We start from the raw sequence: 2,181 nt of genomic DNA on the forward strand, positions 1-2,181 counted from the left end.
TTGTGCTTGAGTACGAATGGCTTCGGACAATGCAATCCATTCACAGAACCTGGCCTCGGCGGCGCTTGAGCCATGCCATTCCAGCGGCTCGAGCAGCGGCAAATCCCTTAAGGCCGTCTCGGGTGCCGCCAGCGTGGCTTCGGCCAAGCGGCAAAAATGCTGGGCCATCCGCTCTATCGTCGGATGGCCGAATAAGTCGCTGGCGTAAGTCCAAAGAGTGTTGATGCCGTGTTTGCCAGTTTCGACAGTATCCAATATCAACTCGAACTGGGTGGTGTAGCTGTCGCGGGCAAACGGTGCAATATTCAGCAAACTCAGGGCTGCGGTGGTCTCCGCCTGTTGATACTGATGGTTGTACATCACCTGAAACAGTGGATTACGGTTCAAGCTCCGTTCGGGGCTGAGCGCTTCGACCAGTTGATCGAAAGGCAAATCGGGATGCGCCTGTGCGCCCAGCGCGGTATCCTTCACCCGTTCCAGCACTTGACGAAAACTCAAGCCCCCGTGCAGTTCGGTCTGCAAGACCTGGGTATTGACGAAAAAACCCACCAAATGTTCGGTCTCGCGGCGATTGCGGTTGGCAATCGGCACGCCGATCCGAATCGCATTTTGGCCGCTGTAACGGTACAGCAGCATCTTGAACAGGGCCAACAACCCCATGAACAGGGTTGCACCCTGTCCCCGGCAATGTTGGCGTAGCGAGGTGCTCACGGCGTCGGGCAGCGGAAATTCCAATTTCGCACCATGATCGCTCGGCTCTGCCGGCCTGGGTTTGTCGAACGGCAATTCCAGCGCTGTTTGCTCGCCGGCCAGTTTTGCCGTCCAATAGTTCAGCTGCCGTTCCATTTCGCCCACTTCCAGCCAATGCCGCTGCCAGACCGCGAAATCGGCGTAACCAATCGCCAGTCCGGGTAATGTCGGCTCCCTGGCATCGCAGTAGGCGCGATAGATTTCGGCGAATTCGGTAATGACGATATTCAGCGACCACTCATCGGCAACAATGTGATGCAATGCAATCGAAAGCACATGACGGTCGGCGGCCACTTTCAGTACGCTGACCCGCAACAAGGGCCCATTTTCCAGATCGAAGGGTTGCCGCTCGATAGCCTCCAGCTTAGTTTTAACCGCTACCTCGTCGCCAACCATTTCGCGGCAATCCAACCAGGCCACCGCCACCGGCAACTGCGCATGGACGATTTGTAGCGCCTTACCGCCGACGTTGCGGAACGTGGTTCTGAGGCTTTCGTGCCTCGCAACCAGTTTATCGACACTGCGTTGCAACGCGGACGCATCCACCGTGCCGTTCAGCCAGACCGCATCGGCGATGTGATAGGCACTGCTATCCGGCTCCAACTGCGCCAGAAACCACAACCGCTGCTGGCCGTAGGACAGCGGCAGCGGCGCATCGCGCTTGACGCCGGTAATCGGTAGTTGCGAAACGTCTATGCCGCGACGTTTCAACAACACTATCAGGGCTTTACGTTGATCTGCGCTCAGGTCGTTAAAATGGGCGAGTAGGTTTTCCATCAAACAAATCTATTTTCAATAAGGTTTACGACGCTACGCACGAAAAGGCCACGATCGATTCATTCTTCCGCTGCCAGCAAGGCCTGTAAATCTTCCGACGACAGACCTTGCAACTCCGCCAAAGCGTCCGACAATTCGGACTGTAAATCCGGCTGTTGTGCGGAAATGGCTTGCAGCGTGTCGATTTCCGCCGCCAGCCCCGCCAATCGAGGGTTTTCGAAGATACGCCGCACCTGTAGCTCGACACCGACCGACTGCTTGACGCTGCCGACCAGTTTCATCGCCAACAGCGAATGCCCGCCCAGTTCGAAGAAATGGTCGTCCAGACCGACCTGGTCGATGCCCAACAACACCCGCCAGATCGCCGCCAATCGTTGTTCGGTTTCAGTTTGCGGCGCGCGATAATCGCTCCGGTTCAGTTCGGGTTCCGGCAAGGCCTTGCGGTCGAGTTTGCCGTTGGCGGTTTTCGGCAGGCTATCCAGTAATACGATGGCGTTGGGCACCATGTAGTCGGGCAAGCGCTGCCGCAAGCCTTGTTGCAGTGTTTCGACCTCAGTCGGCCGGCCGGAGGTGGCGGCGGTCGCGGCGTAGGCGACCAAGCGCGGACCATGCGGGCTGTCTTTCAGCAAGACAGCGGCTTCGGTTATGCCGGTT

General features: G+C 57.6%; 2 protein-coding genes. Both read right to left on the bottom strand.

The annotated features are described in order from the left end of the window. A partial coding sequence (locus A1355_RS09840; RefSeq protein WP_231883631.1) for a condensation domain-containing protein occupies positions 1-1,527 on the bottom strand: 1,527 nt, incomplete at its 3' end. A gap of 59 nt (positions 1,528-1,586) precedes the next feature. Further along, the coding region (locus A1355_RS09845) for a phosphopantetheine-binding protein (RefSeq protein WP_157197829.1) at positions 1,587-2,181 on the bottom strand (595 nt) is incomplete at its 5' end.

The organism is Methylomonas koyamae, from assembly GCF_001644025.1.
In the GTDB taxonomy this organism is placed as follows: domain Bacteria; phylum Pseudomonadota; class Gammaproteobacteria; order Methylococcales; family Methylomonadaceae; genus Methylomonas; species Methylomonas koyamae_A.